This is a genomic window from Achromobacter spanius (genome assembly GCF_039673305.1).
Taxonomy (GTDB): Bacteria; Pseudomonadota; Gammaproteobacteria; order Burkholderiales; family Burkholderiaceae_B; genus Achromobacter; species Achromobacter spanius_F.
In genome coordinates this window covers 1-14,654 of record NZ_JBDJLJ010000027.1, presented here as the reverse complement: position 1 = coordinate 14,654, position 14,654 = coordinate 1, and the positions used below count along the sequence as shown (strand labels likewise).

12 protein-coding genes are annotated in these 14,654 nt (G+C 67.8%); 8 read left to right on the top strand and 4 right to left on the bottom strand.

Features of this window, described 5'->3' with window-relative positions:
* Positions 1 to 88 precede the first annotated feature (88 nt).
* From ABE485_RS19615 to ABE485_RS19585, 7 genes are read left to right on the top strand one after another with little or no spacing between them, the layout of a single operon-like run.
* Positions 89 to 1,138, top strand: coding sequence for an ABC transporter substrate-binding protein (locus ABE485_RS19615; protein WP_346516936.1), 1,050 nt, complete (start codon positions 89 to 91; stop codon positions 1,136 to 1,138).
* Between the two features lie 52 nt (positions 1,139 to 1,190).
* On the top strand, positions 1,191 to 2,897 hold the full coding sequence (locus ABE485_RS19610) for an ABC transporter permease subunit (RefSeq protein ID WP_346516935.1): 1,707 nt from the start codon (positions 1,191 to 1,193) through the stop codon (positions 2,895 to 2,897).
* 1 nt (position 2,898) lies between these two features.
* Positions 2,899 to 3,930 carry an ABC transporter ATP-binding protein gene (locus ABE485_RS19605; RefSeq protein WP_346516934.1) on the top strand — a complete coding sequence of 344 codons (1,032 nt, stop codon included), beginning with the start codon at positions 2,899 to 2,901 and terminating at the stop codon, positions 3,928 to 3,930.
* Entirely contained in the window at positions 3,927 to 4,694 is a 768-nt protein-coding gene (pxpB, locus tag ABE485_RS19600) for a 5-oxoprolinase subunit PxpB (protein ID WP_346516933.1), read from the top strand. Before ABE485_RS19605 ends, pxpB begins: the two co-directional genes overlap by 4 nt.
* The gene (locus tag ABE485_RS19595; RefSeq protein ID WP_346516932.1) at positions 4,691 to 5,692 is read left to right on the top strand and encodes a biotin-dependent carboxyltransferase family protein; all 1,002 of its coding nucleotides are present in this window, start codon (positions 4,691 to 4,693) and stop codon (positions 5,690 to 5,692) included. Before pxpB ends, ABE485_RS19595 begins: the two co-directional genes overlap by 4 nt.
* Before the next feature lie 5 nt (positions 5,693 to 5,697).
* Positions 5,698 to 6,396 carry a GntR family transcriptional regulator gene (locus ABE485_RS19590; protein WP_346516931.1) on the top strand — a complete coding sequence of 233 codons (699 nt, stop codon included), beginning with the start codon at positions 5,698 to 5,700 and terminating at the stop codon, positions 6,394 to 6,396.
* Between the two features lie 17 nt (positions 6,397 to 6,413).
* Complete coding sequence (locus tag ABE485_RS19585; RefSeq protein WP_346516930.1) at positions 6,414 to 7,361, top strand: 2-hydroxyacid dehydrogenase; 948 nt, start codon at positions 6,414 to 6,416, stop codon at positions 7,359 to 7,361.
* Between the two features lie 61 nt (positions 7,362 to 7,422).
* On the opposite strand, the gene ABE485_RS19580 is transcribed toward ABE485_RS19585, so the two are convergent.
* The 4 genes from ABE485_RS19580 to ABE485_RS19565 form a co-directional block, all read right to left on the bottom strand.
* A complete protein-coding gene (locus ABE485_RS19580; RefSeq protein ID WP_346516929.1) occupies positions 7,423 to 8,388 on the bottom strand; it encodes an alpha/beta hydrolase in 966 nt (321 codons plus the stop codon).
* A 29-nt stretch (positions 8,389 to 8,417) separates the two neighbouring features.
* Positions 8,418 to 10,880: a TonB-dependent siderophore receptor gene (locus ABE485_RS19575; protein WP_346516928.1), complete on the bottom strand. Its 2,463-nt coding sequence runs from the start codon at positions 10,878 to 10,880 to the stop codon at positions 8,418 to 8,420.
* A gap of 112 nt (positions 10,881 to 10,992) precedes the next feature.
* The gene (locus ABE485_RS19570) at positions 10,993 to 11,943 is read right to left on the bottom strand and encodes a FecR domain-containing protein (RefSeq protein WP_346516927.1); all 951 of its coding nucleotides are present in this window, start codon (positions 11,941 to 11,943) and stop codon (positions 10,993 to 10,995) included.
* A complete protein-coding gene (locus tag ABE485_RS19565; protein ID WP_346516926.1) occupies positions 11,933 to 12,451 on the bottom strand; it encodes a sigma-70 family RNA polymerase sigma factor in 519 nt (172 codons plus the stop codon). The genes ABE485_RS19570 and ABE485_RS19565 overlap by 11 nt, the downstream gene beginning before the upstream one ends.
* A gap of 423 nt (positions 12,452 to 12,874) precedes the next feature.
* On the opposite strand from ABE485_RS19565, the gene ABE485_RS19560 reads away from it, so the two are divergent.
* Positions 12,875 to 14,654, top strand: a 1,780-nt coding sequence (locus ABE485_RS19560) for a methyl-accepting chemotaxis protein (protein WP_346516925.1), incomplete at its 3' end; no start/stop codon positions are given.

Sequence of the window (14,654 nt, the reverse complement as noted above, 5' to 3'; positions counted from 1 at the left end):
ATTTGCATGCCAAGGACTTGCTGAGGCGATATGCCCAGGATCGGGGCAGGTCTGCCCACCGCGTTTTTTATCGAACGGAGTCCAAGCAATGAATTTCAAATGGAAGAACGCCACATGCGCCGTGGCCGCAGCATTGGCGATGGCGACTGGCGTGGCGCAAGCGGCAGAACTCAATTTCGCCAGCTGGGGCGGCAACTACCAGGGCGCCATCCGCGACGCCTGGCTCAAGCCCTTCTCGAAGGAAGCCGGCATCGCCGTCCACGAGGACACCGATCCGCAGGTGGCCAAGATCCGCGCCATGATCGACACCAAGTCGGTCACGTGGGATGTGGTGACCGAGAACAGCGCCCGCCTGACGCGCGGCATCAAACTGGGCGTCTTCGAGAAGATCACGCCGGACATGGTCAACCAGGACCACGTGATCCCCAATGCCCGCAACGACTATGGCGTGCCCTCGGAGATCTTCTCGACCAACATCGGCTTCTCGACGCAGGCCTTCCCCGCCGGCAAGCCGCAGCCCAGCACCTTCGCCGACTTCTGGGACGTGAAGAAATTCCCCGGCAAGCGGACCCTCCAGGACGATCCCGCCACGGTGATCGAAGCGGCGCTCATCGCCGACGGCGTCGCGCCCGCCGATGTGTACAAGGTGCTGGCCACGCCCGAAGGCCTTGACCGCGCCTTCAAGAAGATCGAAGAGATCAAGCCCCACGTCGCCCGCTGGTGGAAGAGCGGCGCCGAGCCCGTCAACGCGCTGGGCAGCGGCGAAGTCGTGATGGCCCTGGGCTGGAACGGCCGCTTCCAGGCCGGCATCGACTCGGGCCTGCCCATCGCCATGGGCTGGGGCGACAGCATCGCCCAGGTCGGCTACTTCGCCATCGTGAAGGGCTCGCCCAACCGCGACGCGGCCATCAAGCTGCTGAACTACATGATCCAGCCCAAGCACCAGGCCGAGTTCAGCAAATACATCGCCTACGGCCCGACCACCGAGCAGGCCCTGCCCCTGATCGACGCCAAGCGCCTGGAACGCCTGCCTTCGACCACCGAGCGCCTGAAGAAGAGCATCTTCCTGAACTCGGAGTTCTGGGACACCAACGGCCCCGCCATCACCGAGCGCTACAACCAGGTCCGCGCCCGCTGATCCTCCTGCTTCCCTACCCAGACGCCGGCGCGCGCGCCGGCGCCCCAATGCCATGACCACGAGCACCGACGCCCTTCCCCTGCCCGTCGCCAGACCGCGCCCGGCCGCCGCTTCCCGGCGCGGCCGCGTCGCGGCCCTTGCCGCATTGCCGCTGCTGCTGTTTCTCCTGCTGTTTTTCGCCGGCCCGATCGCTGGCCTGCTGGGCAACGGCTTCAAGGGCGAGGACGGCGGCCTGACGCTGGACCATTACCGCCACCTGCTGGACACGCCGATCTACCGCATCGTGCTGGTCAACACCTTCACCATTGCCGCCGCCGTCACGGTGGCCTGCGTGGTGCTGAGCTATCCGCTCGCCTACCTGATGGCGACCGTCTCGCCGACCGTGGCGCGCGTGGTCTTCTTCGCGGTGCTCCTTCCCTTCTGGTCCAGCGCGCTGGTGCGCACGTCGGCCTGGATCGCGCTGCTGGGCAAGAACGGGCCGTTGAACACCCTGCTGACGACCGTGGGCATCCTCGACCAGCCCATGGCGTTCCTCTACAACTTCACCGGGGTGATGGTGGGCATGACGCATGTGCTGATGCCCTTCGTCGTGCTGCCGCTGTATGCCTCGTTCCGGTCCCTGGACGGCAGCCTGGTGCAGGCCGCCCAAGGCCTGGGCGCCGGGTCCGCGGGCATTTTCAGCAGGGTCATCCTGCCGCTGACCAGCCCGGGCGCGGTCGCCGGCGGCATCATCGTCTTCATGAACGCGGTGGGCTACTACATCACCCCGTCGCTGATGGGCGGTCCCGCCCAGCGCATGGCCGCCGAACTCATTTCGCACAACATCACCGAAGAGCTGAACTGGGGATTGGCCTCGGCGCTGGCCGGCGTGCTACTGGCCACCGTGTTGCTGTCGCTGTGGCTGTTCAACCGGCTGTTCGGCCTGAACAGCCTGATCAGCGCCAGTTCCGGCAAAGGCAGCAACACCACCGGGTATCGCCGCACGCCGGGCGGCCGGGTGTCGGCCATGCTGGGCGTGGCGTGCGCGGTGTTCCTGCTGCTGCCCATCGTCGTGGTCATTCCGATGAGCTTCGGCACCACGGAGTTCCCCATTTTCCCGCCGCCCAGCTACGGCCTGCGCTGGTACGAAAACTTCTTCACCGACGGCAAATGGCTGGCCGCGCTGGCCTCCAGCACGCGGATCGCCGTCGTGGTGACGCTGCTGGCCACGGTCCTGGGCACCGCCGCCGCGCTGGGCGTCAGCCGATTGGCAAAGCGCCACCAGGGCTGGCTGGACGCCTTCTTCATCGTCCCCATGTCTGTGCCGGCGATCGTCACGGCGGTCGCGCTGTACTACCTGTTCGCGCCCATCGGCTGGGTCGCCAATTCCATGGCGGTCATCCTGGGTCACACGGTGCTGGCCGCGCCCTATGTCTACATCACCATGCGGGCGGCGCTGCGCAGCCTGGATCCCAGCCTGGAGCTTGCGGCGCTGGGCATGGGCGCCTCCTGGCCCACGATGTTCCGGCTGGTCATGCTGCCGGCGCTGATCCCCAGCCTGATCGGCGGCGCCGTCTTTGCCTTCGTCAGTTCGTTCGACGACGTGGTCATGGCGCTGTTCCTGACCACCATCCGCAACCGCACCCTGCCCAAGCTGATGTTCGAGGGCCTGGCCAACGACTTCGATCCCACCGTGATCTCCGCCTCCTGCCTGCTGGTCGGGGCGACGGCGCTGATCCTGCTTGCAAACCTGCTGATCAGCAGGAAGAAGGAACACTGACATGCATATCGCCAACGACATCCTCCCGCAACGCCCGCCGGAACGCCAGGGCAAGGAACTGACGCTTGCCGGCATCCACAAGCGCTACGGCGACTCGATCGCGCTGCCCGACGTCGACCTGACCGTGGCGCGCGGCGAGTTCTGCACGCTGCTGGGCGCGTCCGGCTCCGGCAAGACCACGCTGCTCAAGATCATTGCCGGCTTCGAATCGCCGGACGCCGGCGTGGTGACGATCGGCGGGCGCGACGTCACGCATACGCCGATCGCGGACCGCAACATCGGCATGGTGTTCCAGAACTACGCCCTGTTCCCGCACATGAGCGTGTTCGAGAACGTCGCGTTCGCGCTGCGCATGCGGCGCCAGAACGAAGAGGACATCCGCCGCCGCGTGCTGGATGCGCTGGACCTGGTGAGCCTGGCGCCGCTGCAGGACCGCAAGCCCGGCGCGCTGTCCGGCGGCCAGCAGCAGCGCGTCGCGCTGGCGCGTGCCCTGGTGTTCACGCCCGACATCCTGCTGATGGACGAGCCCCTGGGCGCGCTGGACAAGAATCTGCGGCAGTCCATCCAGCTGCAGTTGCGCCGGCTGCACCAGGAACTGGGGCTCACCGTGGTCTTCGTCACGCATGACCAGGAAGAAGCCATGAACCTGTCGGACCGCATCGTCATCCTGGAACAGGGCCGCATCGTCGAGGCCGGCTCGCCGGAAAGCCTGTACCGCAAGCCGGCCAGCGCCTTCGTCGCCGGCTTCCTGGGCGAATGCAATTTCCTGCCCGCCAACGACGGCGTGCTGGGCGTGCGCCCCGAACACCTGCGCCTGGGCAGCCGCCTGGCCGGCGCCGATCAGCGCCACGCGGGCAAGGTCGTGGCGTCGACGTTCTGCGGCGTGCACTGGAAAGTCTTCATCGAAGCCTTCGACAAGGTGATCCTGGCCTACGCGCCGCTGGATGTGGACGCTGCCCAGCGCACGCCCGGTCAGGCGGTCACGTGGGGCTTTCATCCGGCCGACGCCATGGAATTCGCCAACGCAGCATGACGACCGACGCGCCAACCTCTTGCGGCAAGGCCGCGCCGCGCATCGTGGCGGCGGGCGATCGCACGCTGCTGGTCGAATTCGCCGACCGCATCGACGCCGAGACCAACGCGCGCGTGCTCGCGCTATCGCAAGCGTTGCGAGGCAGCCTGCGCAAGGTCCGCGGACTCCTGAGCGTGGTGCCGGCGTACCGTTCGCTCGCGGTGGGCTTCGATCCGCTGCTGATCGGGCACGACGCCGTTTGCGCGCTGATCGGCCGCAGCCTGCAAGCCAGCGCCTTCGCGCCTGCGCCCGCGCCGCGCCGCTGGGAAGTCCCGGTCTGCTACGGCGGCGCCCACGGCATGGACCTGCAGGCGCTGGCGGATCAGCATCGGCTTGATGCCGCGCAGGTCATCGCCCGGCACGCCGCGCCGGTCTACCGGGTCTACATGGTGGGATTCCTGCCGGGCTTCGCGTACCTGGGCGGCCTGGATCCCGTGCTGCACACGCCCCGCCGCGCCATGCCGCGCGCGCACACGCCCGCCGGCAGCATCAACATCGGCGGCCAGCAGACGGCCATCGCCTCGGTGCCCGGACCCAGCGGCTGGCATCTGATCGGCCGCACGCCGTGGCGCAGCTTCGACCTGCGCCACGCCGATCCGTTTCTGTTCGAGGCCGGCGACGAAATCGTGTTCGCGCCCATCGATGAGGACGAGTTCGAACGCCTTGCCGCCTTGCAGGACGATCCCGCCCATCGACCGCAACCGCTGCCGGGAGTCCGCCCATGAGCGCGCGCCTTCGCGTCGAGAAGGCCGGCATGCTGACCACGGTGCAAGACCTGGGCCGCCCGGGCTATGAACACATGGGCGTGCCGCCGTCGGGCGCCATGGATCCGGGCGCGCTGCGCATGGCCAACGGGCTGGTCGGCAACGCGCCCGGGCTGGCCGCGCTTGAATTCACCCTGCTGGGCGGCGCGTTGCAGGTGCTGGATGCGGACTGCACCATCGCCTTCGCCGGCAGCGCCTTGCTGCACGCCAGCGCCACGGCCGCCTCGCCAGCCCGGTCATTGGATCCGTGGCAATCCCACCGCGTGCCGGCGGGCGCCACCTTGACGGTCGGACCGCTGGAACGCGGGGTGCGCGGCTATCTGGCCATCGGCGGCGGCATCGCCGTCGCGCCCGTGCTGGGCAGCGCGTCCACCCTCACGCGCGCCCGGCTCGGCGGCCTGGACGGACGCGCGCTGGCGCGCGGCGACGTGCTTGCCCCCGGCGACGGCCGGCGCCGTGCGCCGCGTCGCCGGCGGGCCGCCCGCGCCATCGGCTGGTTCTATCGGGACGCGCCCATCGGCGTCATCCTCGGTCCGCAGCAGGATCACTTCGCGCCCGCCGAGATCGACCGCTTTCTCGGCGCCACCTATCGCCTGGCGCCGCAGTCGGATCGCATGGGCCTGCGCCTGAACGGGCCGGCCATCGCGCACGCCCGGGGCGCCGACATCATCACCGACCCCATCGCCGCGGGCAGCATCCAGATCCCGGGCGCGGGACAGCCCCTCATTGCCATGAACGACCGCCAGACCACCGGCGGCTATCCCAAGATCGCCACCGTCATCTCGGCCGACCTGCCTCGTCTTGCCCAGATGCGCCCGGGCCAGCCGCTGCGCTTCGAAGCCCTGGACCCAGCGCAGGCCGTGCAGCGCTGGCGCGACTACACGGAATGGGTCAGCGCCCGCGAAGACGAACTGCGCGCCGACCCGAACTTTCCCATCTTCCCCCTATTGTTTCCATGATTCCTATGTCTATCATTCATGCCATGGAAAGCCCCCTGCTCAACGCCACGGCCGCCGCCCCGGCCGCCGACGACTCGCGCGACCTGGTCGACGAGGCCTACTCGACCATGCTGGACATGATCCAGCTGGGCCAGTTGCCCATCAACCAGCCGCTGCAGGAACGCAACCTGGCCAGCGCGCTGGGCGTGTCGCGCACCCCGCTGCGCGAGGCAATGAGCCGGCTGATCGGCGCCGGCTTCGCCGTGCGCACCGCGCGCGGGCAGCTCATCGTTCCTGAACCGTCGCTGCGCCAGTATCTCGAGATCTTCCAGATGCGCGTGCTGCTGGAAGGCGACGCCGCCGCGGCCGCCGCCACCCGCATGGCGCCGGAGCAGGCCGCGGCCCTCCTGGAGCAGGTCAGCGAGATCCGCCGCCGCAATGAGGCCACCCATGAAGAGAACCATCGGGTCGACAACCTGCTGCACGACAGCATCGCCCAGGCCAGCGGCAACCGGCTGATGGCGCAGACCATCCACGACCTGCGCATCAAGGCCCGCTGCTTCGACCAGAATGGCGCGCCCGAACGGCTGATTCCCGGCTGCGACGAGCACATGGCCGTCCTGCAGGCTATCCTGGACCGCAACCCCGACGCCGCGCGCGCGGCGATGCAGGCGCACCTGAGCAACGTGCGCGTTGGCCTGGTCGCCCGGCACACCCAGATTTAACCGCTTCCTTTATCCGCATGCCATTCCCCACCCCCAAGCCCCTGCTCATCATCATGAACCCGGTCACGCAGGCCGACCGGGACCAGATTGCCCGCCACTTCGAAGTCGTTTTCGCTCCGACGCCGGAACAGTACGCGCAAGCCGTCGCCGCGCATGCGCCGCGTGTCGACGTGGTCATGACCATCGGCGCCATCGGCCTGACCGCGGGCCAGATCGACGCGCTGCCCAACCTGAGGCTGATCTACTCGATGGGCGCCGGCTACGAAAAGATCGACCTGGACCACGCCAGGCGGCGCGGCGTCAAGGTCGCCAACGGCGCGGGCACCAACGACAGCTGCGTCGCCGACCACGCCATGGGCCTGATGATCGCCGTCATCCGCGGCATTCCCCGCCTGGACCAGCTCACGCGGCAAGGCGTCTGGCGCACCCAGCTGCCCCTGCCGCCCAACGTCTCCCGAAAGAAGCTGGGCATCATCGGCCTGGGCGGCATCGGCGAAAAAGTCGCGCTGCGCGCGCAGGCCTTCGAGATGCAGATCGGCTACCACAACCGCCGTCCGCGCCCGGGATCGCCGCACCGCTACTTTCCGTCCGTGAGCGAACTGGCCGGATGGTCCGACGTGCTGCTCGTCGCCATCCCCGGCGGGGATTCAACCCACCATCTGATCGATGGCGCCATCCTGGAGCAGCTCGGCGCCGACGGCTACCTGATCAACATCGCGCGCGGCAGCGTCGTGGATACCGCCGCCCTGGAACGCGCCCTGCGCCAGCAGGCCATCGCCGGCGCCGCGCTCGACGTGTACGAAGGGGAGCCCCAGTTGCCCCCCGGGCTGGCCGACCTGACCAACCTGGTGCTGACCCCTCACGTCGCCGGCTGGTCGCCCGAGGCCATGCAACTGATGGTGGACAAGTTCCTGGAGAATGCGCGGCGGCTGTATGCGGGAGAACCGCTGCTGACGCCGCTGTGAGGCGACGCCTCGCCGGAGTCCGGCGAGGCCTGCTGCCCGCCGCTCGCCGGGCCCAAGTCATTCAAGGCGTCGTCGCCACATCCAATGCCCGCTCCAGCGACGCGCGCAGCATGTCGCCGTGGCCGAACTGGGGAAAGGCCTCATAGGTCGCGTCGGCGCCCGCGCCCTGCAGCCCGTCGGCCATCTCGCGCACGACGGCGCGCAGGTCGACCGCCTGGCCATTTGCTGCCGGCGTTGCCGGGATCGGCGTGGGGCGGCCCGGCTCCCGCGGCTTGGTTCCCACCAGGATGGCGACCCGCTTGCCCGCGGCCCGGTCGTGGCGAAACTGCCGCCACTCCCGCACCAGCACGCCATCGTTCCACCACGCGGACGGGTCGCCTGCGATGTACCGCGCGAAGGCGTCGGGCTGCGTGAACAGGACGTGCAGCGCGAACAGCCCTCCGTACGAGTGGCCCCACAGATATTCCTTTTCGGCGTCGACGGCGGCGGCCCGGCGCACCAGCGGCTTGACCTGCTCGCGGATGAACGCCAGGAAGATGTCCGCCCCGCCGCCCTCATGCCCGCGCACCACCGGATTGGGTAGCGGCTTTCCGTTTTCGTAGACCGGCGGCGTGTAATCGTAGGCCCGCGCGACGACATCATTCCGGGTCGGCACGTCATAGCCCACGGCGACGAGCACGGGCGCCACGCCGGCCGAAATCCGCTGCAGGTCGGCATCGGTCAGCGTCGCCAGCGCGGCGTTTCCGTCAAGCATGTAGAGCACCGGACTTCCCCCCTTCGGGACCGCCCCCTTCGGCACCGCGATCTGGATGCGGTAGTGGCGCTTGCGGTCGGCCGAGTCGAGCCTGTGGGTTTCGAAGCGATAGAACGCGGATGGACGGTCCGCGACGGTTTCTCCCACCAACTGCATGCCGGGACGCACGGGTGCGTCCGCGGCAACGGGCTGCGCGCCGGCGGCGGTGATCCACAGCGCGCCGATCAGCGCGGCCGGGCGGGAGAATCGCAGCATGGACTTGGATTTGGACATGTTCTTTCCGAGCAGGGAGTGAGCCGGGTTCACCAGGCGTAGTTCAAGTTTGCGGTAATCGACCGGCGCGCGCCGTAGTAGCAGCTGGCCGCGCCGGAGCAGCTGGCCAGGTATTCCTTGTCGGCCAGGTTCGTGGCGTTCAGCGAGAACTTCATCCCCTTGAACGCCGGATTCAGGTTGCCCATGTCATAGCGCACGGCGGCATCGACCAGATTGAGGGCGCCCGTCCGGTACTCGTTCGCGCTGTCGCCATAGCTGGCGCCGATATGACGCAATCCCAGGCCCACGCTCACGCCCGGCAGAACCGACTGATCGAAACGATAGTCCAGCCACACGTTGGCGCTGCGGCGCGGGACGCGCGGCAACTGCTTGCCCAGGTCGGTGCTGTTGCTTTGCGTGACCTTGCTGTTCATCAGCGTCGCCGAGGCAACCATCGTCAGGTTGTCCGTCAACGCCAGATTGCCTTCCAGTTCCAGCCCCCGCACGCGCCCTTCTCCCGTCTGCACCTGGCACAGGCTGCCGTCGCACAGGTGCGTGGGGTCCGGGTCAGGCGTCGTGATGTTCTGCTGGCGAATCTCGTAAGCGGACAGCGTAACCAGGCTGCGCGAGCCAGGGGGCTGATACTTGATGCCCACTTCGGCCTGCTTGCCTTCCGTCGGCTTGAACGGCTGGCCGCCGTAGCCGACGCCATTGACCGGTTCGAACGATGTCGCATAGCTGGCGTAGGGAGCAAGCCCGTTCTCGAACAGATAGACCACGCCCGCGCGCCACGTCGTGGCCTCGTCCGCATAGCGCGTGCTGGCGCCGGTTGCGCGCACCAGCGCATTGTCGTGCGACCAGTCATGGCGCAGCCCCACCGTCGCCGTCCATTGGCCCCAACGGATCTGGTCCTGCGTGTAGAGGCCGATCTGATCGCTGTCGCTGCGGCGGGTGGGAACGGGCGATCCGATCTTCACCGGGCTGCCGTAGACCGGGTTGAATACGTCCAGCGAACCCACGGTGCCCGTCGCCTGCTGCACACGGATGGTCTGCGTCCGATAGTCCACGCCGGTCAGGACGGTGTGATCCGTCTCGCCAAGCCGGAAACCCACTTCCGCATTGGTGTCGACCGTGAAGCCTTCCGAGCGGATCTCGCTGATCGACGCGGTGCGCCGCAGCGTGCGCCCATCGGGCTGCAGGTCACCCTGGCGCGCCACGGACGAGTTGTCGGTATCGACACGCATGTAGCGCAGTCCCTGGTTGATCTTTACCCGGTCCGACAATTGGTGCGAAAACAGATACCCGATCGAATACTGGGTGCGGTCATAGGCGCTGAACGCCGGTTCGCCCAGGAACCGGTCCGAACCGAATCGGCCGTATTGCGTCGCAAAGTACGTGCCATGCGAGGGCAGGAACTGATACGTGCTGCCGCCGCGGTCCTGCTGGTAGTTGGTCAGCAGCGTCAGCGAGGTGCTCGCGGACGGCCGCCATGTCAGGCTGGGCGCAAACATCACCCGGTTCAAGTCGATGTAGTCCACCTGCGTTTCGGTGTGGTAGCCCGTGCCCACCACGCGGTAGAGCCACTTGCCTTCTTCGTCCAGCGGACCGCTCACGTCCGCATTCAATCGCGCCAGGCCGTAGTTGTCCGTGCTGACGCCGATCTCGCCACGGGCATAGTCGGTCGGACGCTTGCTCGTCACGTTCACCAGCCCGCCCGGCGCAATCTGGCCATACAGCACCGACGACGGGCCGCGCAGGACCTCGACCCGCTCCAGCCCATAGCCGTCGAACTGGGTTGCGGATGCCGTGGCGCCGCTGCTCGAACCGGGCGGACGCAATCCGTCCAGGTAGAGGTTGTTGGCAAAGCTGCCGGTGCGAAAGCCTCTGATCGATATCTCGTCGACGCGGCTGTCCACGCCATAACCGCCGACGTTCACGCCGGCGCTGTATCGCAGCGCTTCGGCCGTGCTCTTGGCGCCGATCATGTCCATGAGCTCGCGGTTGATCACCGAGATGGACTGCGCGGTCTCCAGCAGCGGCGTGTCGGTCTTCGCGCCGGCGCTGCTGGACAGGCCCAGCACGCCGACGTTGCCGTCCGCGCTGCCCGCGACCGTCACCGCGGACAGCGTCGTGACGCCGCCTGCATCGGATTGCGGCTGGCGTTCCAGGCGATAGCCCTCGCCGTTCGGGTTCGGCGCCGCCTGCAGGCCGGAGCCGCGCAGCAGTTGGCGCAGCGAGTCGCCGACGTCACCTTGCAGCCTCAGCTCCGGACTGCGCTTGCCGGCCGTCAGCTTCGGGTCGCTGATGATCGTGATGCCGCTGGCCTGGCCGAACCGCAGCAGCGCGTCCTGCAGCGTGGTGGCCGGCAGTGTGATATCGACCGGAGACGCGGCCTTGGCATCGTTCGGATGCAGGAACGCCAGGGCGGCGCATGAACTCAGCAGCAGGGAGATGGATGTCTTGCGCAAGTCGCCCAGTCCGGGCGGCAGGAATGAATATCGCGTATTTGGCATGAAACGGCTCTGGATTGGCCCCCACGACGGGCGCCTTTCCCTGTACAAACGAAGCAGTCCGCTCAATCTGCCGGAAATTTACAACTGATTACCTTTACGCCCGCGCCTGCCTTCATGCGCGGCCCACGTTGACCCAATAGCGGGTTCGGTAGGCCAGCTTGAGGTTGTGCGCGGCGGCAAGCGCCTCCAGCACCCGGTCGGTCTGCTGCACGCGGAATGTGCCGTTCACACGGACGTTGGCCACTTCGTCGTCGCATCGCACCAGCCCTTCACGGTAACGGGCAAGTTCGGCAAGGAATTCGTCCAGCGGCATGTCGTCGGCAATCAGGACGCCCTGCGCCCACGCAAATTCGCGAGCTGCGCGCCGGTCGTCCGCGTCGATACGGTCGCTGGTGAACCTTCCCGTTTCACCGGCCTGCATCCGTGAGCGGAAGTTTTCCCGGGTGCGAACCAGCGCATCGCCCTGGTCCAGCGCCACGCGCGTCGCCCCGTCCTGCAGACGGACCGCCAGCCGGGCCCGCACGGACGACACCTCGCCATGGCGCGTCATGACGCGCATCGCGGAACCGGACGCGAGGCCCTCGAGCATGATTTCACCGCTCAGCAGCCGTACGTCGATGCCGGTTGGCGCCACGTTCAGGTCGAGCGCCGTCCCGGTATTCATCATCAGTTCGACGTCGTCGGCCAGCGCGATCCGACGCTGTTCGCCGACGCCTGTCCGATAGGCCGCCAGCCATCCGGCACGGTCGGCCTGCTGATACCCGGCCGCCGCCAGCAGGCCTGCGCCGGCGCCGCCGAGCAGGAGCTTGAGCGCCCGCCGGCGCGGATGAAAATCGGCAGCGACCCGCAGCGCCCGCGCCGCCGCCAGATCGGTACCGCGCATGCCGTCCGGAACCGCCTGCCGAATATGGCTGAAGCGTCGCCAGACTTCCGCATGCCTGGGATCGGCATCGTGCCACTGCCGCCAGGCCTGCAGCGCGGCGTTGTCCCGCGCGTGATCCAGCCGCACGAGCCAGCCCGCGGCTTCGGCGACGATCCGGTCGGTGGCGGCGTCAGCAGTCATCGAACGCGTGATACAGGCGCTGCCACGCCTGGATCAGATCCTTCTGCACGACATTGACACTGACATCCAGGATTTCCCCGATCGCCGCCAGCGCGTGCCCGTCGATGCGGGCAAGAAGAAACACCCGCCGCATGCGCGCGGGCATCCGGTCCAGGACCCTGCAGACGGCGAGCAATTGCTGCGTGAACTGGGCCAGCATTTCCGCCGAGGGGGCCACGGGTTCAGGCTGCTGGGCCAGCGCCTCGAGGTACGCGGTTTCGAGCGCGCGCCGGCGATGCCTGTCGATCAGCAAGCGTTTTGCGATGGTGGCCAGATAGCTCCGGTTCCAGGAGGCCTTCTCCATGTACGACTGGCGCATCAGCCGCTCGAAGGTGTCCTGCGCCAGGTCCCAGGCATCGGCCTGCTGGCCTCCGCCCAACTGGCGGCGCAGCAGACCCAGCAACCACGTGTGGTGTTCCTGGTAGGCGGCAGCCACGGCAGCCGTGTCGCCTGAGGGATGGACAGGCATGGGAACGGTAGCGGGATCCACGGTCTGCAGCGGGAAAATTCAAATAGGAATAATACTCAATTGTATCTCGTAAAGGTGATGGTCAGAAGGATGACCGGACCTGCCCGCGTTCTCCGCGCATCCATTGATGCGCGTCAATGTCCCTTCACGAAAATGGTGCATCACAACATTCCGGACAAATCCGTCCGCGACCCGCGGCAAGGAGACTGCGCATCGACTCGTCGGCGCGCACGGTGTTTTCGTACCGCTTTTGGTGCGATTTCACGAGACATTTCGCTCGATTTCCCGAAATCCGGGATAGCCCTGGCGGCGCGCATGCGGACCCACCCTTTTCACCCCGTATTCCCCTTATTGCGTCGCACCATTCCATGCTCTAGTGACCGCAGTCTGGCGGCATCCCGCCTTCACCCGCGTGTCCCCATCATGTCCAAACTCAAAAGCCTTTCCCTTCGCAGCAGCCTGATCGCCCTGGTGCTGTTCTTCATCGTGACGCTGCTTGCCGTCGGCGTCATCGCCGTGCAGCAGTTGTGGAGCGTCAGCCAGAAGCAGCGCGCGATGTACACCGAGACGGTGATGCCGCTGCGCGTGGTGGTCGACGCCGCGCGCCAGGGCGCGACGCACTTTCGCCGCATGTACGTCTACATCTGGAATACCGATCCGCAGGCGCGCCAGAACGAGCTGCGGCTGAACGAGGAATCCGAGAAATCGGTGCTGCAGGCGCGCGACCGTCTGCTCCAGGAACAGGACGCTGCGTTGCGCGGTCTCGGCAACAAGCTGTCGGACACCTGGACCCGCTACAAGGCGGCCGTCAATGACGTGAAGACGCTGGCCGACCGCGCCGACCCGAACGCGATGGCCGTGCTGCACAAGGATTCGGCCGAGCTGCACGTGGCGGCGCGCAACATTCTCATGGATGCGGCCAAGCGCCAGGAAGAGCTGGCCCGCCTGGATACCGAAGACGCTGCCGCCGCCGTCGAGCGCACCTTCTGGATCATCTCGGTCCTCATCGCGCTGTGCGCGGTCGCGGGCATCGTCCTGGGCCTGTTGCTGGTGCGCGCCGTCATGCGCAAGCTCGGCGGCGAACCGGCCTACGCCGCGGCCATCGCGCAGGAAGTCGCGAAGGGCAACCTCGCCGTGCGCGTGCAGTTGCGCGACGGCGACGACGGCAGCGTGCTGGCCAACATGGACACCATGCGCGCCAACCTGGCCCGGCTGGTGAGCCAGGTGCGCCAGACCAGCGACTCCATCGCCACGGGCTCCACGCAGATCGCCACCGGCAACGCCGACCTGAGCCAGCGCACCGAAGAGCAGGCGGCCAACGTCGAGGAAACGGCCGCGTCGATGGAGCAGATGAACGCCACCATCAAGCAGAACCTGGACTCCGTGCAGACGGCCTCGCAACTGGCCGGCTCCGCAAGCCAGGCCGCGGCGCGCGGCGGTGAAGTCGTGGGCAACGTGGTCAGCACCATGGACCAGATCTCGGCCAGCTCGCGCAAGATCGTGGACATCATCGCGGTGATCGACTCGATCGCCTTCCAGACCAACATCCTTGCGCTGAACGCCGCCGTCGAAGCCGCCCGCGCGGGCGAACAGGGCCGCGGCTTTGCCGTCGTGGCAAGCGAAGTGCGCGCGCTGGCGCAGCGCAGCGCGGGCGCAGCCAAGGAAATCAAGCTGCTGATCGGCGAAAGCGTGGGCAAGGTCGAAACCGGCTCGCAACTCGTGACCGAGGCCGGCTCCACCATGAACGACATCGTGACCCAGGTGCGCCGCGTGGCCGACCTGATCGCCGAAATCGGCGCGGCGGCGCATGAACAAGGCCAGGGCATCTCGCAGGTCAGCGACGCCATCAACCAGCTGGACCTGACCACGCAGCAGAACGCCGCGCTCGTCGAAGAGTCCGCCGCCGCGGCCGCCAGCCTGAACGAACAGGCCGCCACGCTGGTCAAGCTGGTAAGCGTGTTCCAACTTGGCAACGAAGGCGCGGGCGAGCCCGCACGGGCGGTGAAGAAGGCCGTTGCCGCGCCTGCGCCTGCGCAGACGCCCGCGCAACCCGCGGTCTGGGTATCGGCGCCAGCCGACGCCGACGACACTGCCCACGCACCGGCGAGCTCGCCGCCCTCGCCTGCCGCGCGCCCCGCCTCCGCCACGCCGCGCCCGACCACGCCCCGCACTGCCGCAGCCCGCGCGGCCAGCGCCACCGACG